At 67.8% G+C, this 5,120-nt stretch carries 4 protein-coding genes and 1 pseudogene; 4 read left to right on the forward strand and 1 reads right to left on the reverse strand.

Translation table 11 applies throughout. The features are described 5' to 3' along the window. The 3 genes and pseudogenes from C4301_RS09250 to thiD all read left to right on the forward strand — a co-directional run. A pseudogene (locus tag C4301_RS09250) lies at positions 1-557 on the forward strand (FAD-dependent oxidoreductase); the annotation flags it as partial. Continuing rightward, positions 554-1,861, forward strand: a complete 1,308-nt coding sequence (gene thiC, locus C4301_RS09255) for a phosphomethylpyrimidine synthase ThiC (RefSeq protein WP_352414793.1) — start codon at positions 554-556, stop codon at positions 1,859-1,861. The pseudogene C4301_RS09250 and the gene thiC, both read left to right, overlap by 4 nt. A 16-nt stretch (positions 1,862-1,877) precedes the next feature. Then, a complete protein-coding gene (thiD, locus tag C4301_RS09260; protein ID WP_352414794.1) occupies positions 1,878-2,654 on the forward strand; it encodes a bifunctional hydroxymethylpyrimidine kinase/phosphomethylpyrimidine kinase in 777 nt (258 codons plus the stop codon). Positions 2,655-2,695: 41 nt separating this feature from the next. Here the strand turns inward: thiD and C4301_RS09265 are convergent, their stop codons facing one another. Beyond that, on the reverse strand, positions 2,696-4,315 hold the full coding sequence (locus C4301_RS09265) for a long-chain fatty acid--CoA ligase (RefSeq protein WP_352414795.1): 1,620 nt from the start codon (positions 4,313-4,315) through the stop codon (positions 2,696-2,698). A 64-nt stretch (positions 4,316-4,379) separates the two neighbouring features. On the opposite strand from C4301_RS09265, the gene C4301_RS09270 reads away from it, so the two are divergent. Next, positions 4,380-5,120: thiolase family protein (locus C4301_RS09270; RefSeq protein WP_352414796.1), on the forward strand; the 741-nt coding region annotated here is incomplete at its 3' end.

Genomic DNA, 5,120 nt, shown 5'->3' on the forward strand with positions numbered 1-5,120 from the left:
CCGGGGCGGGGTGGGGGCCTGGGCCTTCCCTGGGGGGTATGTCCACCCCGCCGCCCTAAGGGAGGCCCTCCTCCTGGCCTTCCAGGCCCTCGGGGGGGTCTTCCTGGAGGCCGAGGTGGAAAGGGCGGCCCCGGGGCGGCTTTTTCTCGCCTCTGGGGAGGAGGTGAAGGCCCGCCGCATCCTCCTCGCCGTGGGGGCCTGGGGCGGACGGTTCGGGCTTAAGGTGCGGCCCCTAAGGGGGGAGGCCCTCCTCCTCGAGGGGCCTCCTCCCCCGGGAGGGGGGGGTCTACCTGGGGGCCACCAGCCGGGAGGGGTGGGAAGGAGGGGTGGATCTTTTGGGCCTAAGGTGGCTTTCCGACTACGGCCACGAGCGCTTCCCCCTTCTGGAGAAGGCGCGGCTACGGGGGGCGGTCTGGGGGTACCGGCCTTTGGGGGAGGTGTTCGTGGGCGAGGTGGACCAAGGGGTGTACGCGGCCACGGGGCACGGGCGGAACGGGGTTTTGCTCGCTCCCTGGACCGCGAAGCGGATTCTGGAGCTCTTGGAGGTGAGGGCATGACGCAGCTCGAGGCAGCCCGAAAGGGCATCATCACGGAAGAGATGGCCTACGTGGCCGAGCAGGAAGGGGTCCTGCCGGAGTTCGTGCGGGAACAGGTGGCCGCTGGCCGGGTGGTCATCCCCAGGAACAAGAACCACGCCACGCTTCGGGACTTCAAGGGGATCGGGGAGGGGCTTTCCGTGAAGGTGAACGCCAACCTGGGCACCTCCTACGACTACGTGGACCTGGAGGAGGAGGTGGAAAAGGCCAGGGTGCCCATCCGGTACGGGGCGGACACCATCATGGACCTCTCCACCGGAGGGGATCTGAAGGCGATCCGGAAGCGGATCCTCGAGGTGGCCACCGTTCCCTTGGGCACGGTCCCCATCTACGAGGCGGAGTTCCGGGCGGCTAAGCGGAAGAACTTCTTCGACATGTCCGCGGACGAGCTTTTCCAGGTCATCGAGGAGCACGGCCAAGAGGGGGTGGACTACATCACCGTCCACGTGGGGGTGACCCTGAAGAACCTCGAGGTCTACCGGCACACCCCCCGCACCACGGGGATCGTGAGCCGGGGCGGGGGGCTCATGGCCGCCTGGATGCTCCACCGCGGCGAGGAAAACCCCCTCTACGCCCGGTTTGACGACCTTCTGGAGATCGCCCGCACCTACGACATGACCCTTTCCCTGGGGGACGGGCTTAGGCCGGGCTCGCTCGCCGACAGCACCGACCGGGCCCAGATCGCCGAGCTCCTCACCATCGGGGAGCTGGCGGAAAGGGCCCGGCGGGCCGGGGTCCAGGTGATGATCGAGGGGCCCGGCCACATCCCCTTGAACGAGGTGGCCACCAACGTCCAGGTCCAGAAGAAGCTCACCGGGCACGCCCCCTTTTACATCCTGGGCATGCTGCCCGTGGACACCGCCGCGGGGTTTGACCACATCGCCGGGGCCATCGGGGGGGCCTTGGCGGGCTGGCTGGGGGCGGATATGCTCTGCTACCTCACCCCGGCGGAACACCTGGGCCTGCCCACGGCGGAGCACGTGAAAGAGGGGGTGATCGCCTTCAAGATCGCCGCCCACGCCGCGGATGTGGCCCGGGGGAACCCCCGCGCCCTGGAGCGGAACCGCCGGATGTCCGAGGCCCGCTACCGGCTGGACTGGGAGGGCCAGTTCGCCCTGGCCCTCTACCCGGAGGAGGCCCGGCGGCTTAAGGAGGAAAGGGGCTCCAAGACCAAGGCCTGCAGCATGTGCGGCCCCTTCTGCCCCATGAACCTGGTGGAGGCGGTGCTCAGGGGCCGGGAACGGCTGGAGCTTCCCGTGGCCTAGCGGAGGCAGCGGGCGGATGAGGACCGCCCTCACCATCGCGGGCTCGGACCCCTCGGGCGGGGCCGGGGTTCAGGCGGACCTCAAGGTCTTCTTCCGCTTCGGGGTCTATGGAATGAGCGCCCTCACCCTTTGCACCGTCCAGAACACCCTGGGGGTGCAAGGAGTCCACCTCCTCCCTCCGGGGTTCGTCTACGAGCAGATCCAAGCCGTGGCCCAGGACCTGCCCGTCCACGCCGCCAAGACGGGGGCCTTGGGGAGCGGGGCCATCGTGGAGGCGGTGGCCCGGGCCGTGCGGGCCTTCGGCCTCGAGCCCTTGGTGGTGGACCCGGTGATGGTGGCGAAAAGCGGGGACCTCCTTTTGGAAAAGGAGGCGGTGGAGGCGCTCAAAACCCTTCTTTTCCCCCAGGCTGCCCTCATCACCCCGAACCGCCTCGAGGCGGAGGTCCTCCTAGGCCAGCCCATCCGCACCCTAAAGGAGGCGGAGGAGGCGGCCAAGGCCCTGCTCCTCCTAGGTCCCCGGGCCGTCCTCCTAAAGGGGGGGCATTGGGACGGGCCAGAGTCCACGGACCTCCTGGCCACCCGGGAGGGGGTTTGGCGGTTTTCCGCCCCCAGGGTAAAGACCCGGCAGACCCACGGCACGGGCTGCACGCTTTCCGCGGCCATCGCCGCGCTTCTGGCCCGGGGGAGGCCCCTGGAAGAAGCGGTGGCCGAGGCCAAGCGCTACCTGACCCAGGCCCTAAAGACCGCCCCCGGCCTGGGCCACGGGCACGGCCCCCTTAACCACTTTGCTTAAGCCGGCCGCCGGATCCTCACTCTTCCCCTGCTCCTAGGCCGCTAATCCCACTTCCAGTCCCTAAACTGCTCGCGCAGCTTGGCCTTTAAAAACTTCCCCGCCGAGGTCCGCGGGATCTCGTCCACAAACACAAACGCGTCGGGCAGCCACCACTTGGCGAACTTGGGCGCGAGAAACTCCCGGAGCTCCTCCGGGGTGACCTTTCCTTTGTACGCCTCCTTGAGCACCACCACCGCCAAGGGCCGCTCCTGCCACCTGGGGTGGGGCACCGCGATCACCGCCGCCTCCGCCACCTTTGGGTGGCCCATCAGGGCGTTTTCCAGGTCCACCGAGCTGATCCACTCCCCTCCCGACTTGATCAGGTCCTTCGTGCGGTCGGTGATCTTGACGTACCCCTCGGGGTCGATGGTCGCCACATCCCCTGTCCTGAACCAGCCGTCCTCGGTCCAGCGGTCCTGGGCCTCGGGCAGGTTGTAGTAGGAGGCCGCCACCCAGGGCCCCCGCACCTGGAGCTCGCCCATGGTCTTCCCGTCCCAGGGGGCCTCCCCCTCCTCGTTCACCACCCGGACCTCCACGAACGGCACCGGCAGGCCCTGCTTGGCCCGGTAGGCGTACTTTTCCTCCTCGGACAGGTCCTCCATGTAGCTTTTGAGCAGGCTTACCGTGCCCAAGGGGGTGGTCTCGGTCATCCCCCAGGCGTGGACCACCTGGAGGCCGAAGCGGTCAAAGGCGCGGATCAGGCCTTCCGGCGCCGCCGAGCCCCCCACCACCATCCGCATCCTTGGGACCAGTTTCCACCGGTCCGGCGCCTTCTCCAAGGCCTGCAGGATGCCCAGCCAGATGGTGGGCACGCCGGCGGTGAAGGTTACCTGCTCCCGCTCGAACAGCTCGAGGAGGCTTTCCGGGTCCAGGTAGGGCCCCGGGAAGACCTGCTTGGCCCCCACCATCACCGCGGTGAAGGGCAGCCCCCAGGCGTTGACGTGGAACATGGGCACCACCGGAAGGACCACGTCGCGCTGCGTGATCCCCAGGGTGGCTGAAAGCCCCGAGGCCAAGGAGTGCAGCACCACCGCCCGGTGCGAGTAGACCACGCCCTTGGGCTGGCCGGTGGTCCCCGAGGTGTAGCACATCCCGAGGGCTTCGTTTTCATCCAGCTCGGGGTAGGTGAAATCCCCGGTGGCCGTGTTCAAAAAGGCCTCGTAGTCCAGATACCCCTCGGGCACCGGCTTGCCCGTGAGGGGGACCACGATCACCCTTTCCGCGTTCACCTGGTCCTTGAACTGCTCGTAAAGCGGAAGAAGGACATCGTCCACGATCAAAAACCGGTCCTGGGCGTGGTTGGCGATGTAGGCGATATCCCTCGGGTGAAGCCGCAGGTTGAGCGTGTGCAGGACGCCCCCCGCCAGGGGGATCCCGAAGTAGGCCTCCAGGTGGGCGTAGTGATTCCACATCAAGGTCCCCACCCGGTCCCCCCGCCGGAGGCCCGCCTTCTGCAGGGCCTCGGCCAAAGCCCTTGCCCGGCGGTAGAAGTCCTTGTAGGTGTAGCGGTGAAGGGACTTGTCGGGAAGCCTCGAGACGATCTCCACCTTGCCGAACAGCCTTCCGGCGCGCTCCAGGATGGGCACAAGCGTGAGGGGGTAGTCCATCATCGTCCCTTGCATTCTTTGGCCTCCTCGTTTAAACTAACGTAGAAACTTGGACTCCGTCAAGCATAAGGGGGAAAACATGGGGGAGGCGGTCATCCTCGGTCACGCGCAAGCGTACCTCGAGGCGGTGCGCACGCCCATCGGCAAACGGAACGGGGCGCTGCGCGAGGTTCGGCCCGATGCGCTTTACGCGCACGTCCTGAACGCCCTCTCGGTGTTCGCTCCGCGAAGCAACCTCCGGCGCACGGGGATCGACCCGGCCCGGATCGTTGCTTCCCCGTCAGGGGAACGCCGAGAGGACGTGGTCACCGGATGCGTGACCCAGGCCGGGGAGCAGGGGGCGAACATCGGCCGGCTCGGCGTCTTGCTCTCCGACCTTCCCCGGGAGGTTCCGGCGGTCAGCCTCAACCGGATGTGCGGCTCGAGCCAGCAGGCCATCCACTTCGCCGCCCAGGCCGTGGCCGCGGGGGATATGCGCTACGCCATCGCGGGCGGGGTGGAGTCGATGACCCGCGCCCCGATGTTCAGCGATATCCGGGGCGGGTTCGAAACCCTCAACCCCGCGCTGCATAAAAAGTACGAACCGATCCACCAAGGAGAGTCCGCGGAGCGGATCGCCGAGCGGTACGGCCTTACCCGGCGCGAGCTGGACGAGGACAGCTACGCAAGCCACCTCAAGGCCGCGCGCGCCACGAAGGCGGGGTACTTCCAGGGGCAGATCGAGCCCCTCAAGGGCCTAGACCCAAACGGGAACCCCTTCACCCTCAGCTGGGACGAGGGGATCCGCTTCGAGCCGGACCTGGAGAGGATGTTCCAGCTT

Source organism: Thermus sp. (assembly GCF_040290245.1).
GTDB lineage: Bacteria > Deinococcota > Deinococci > Deinococcales > Thermaceae > Thermus_A.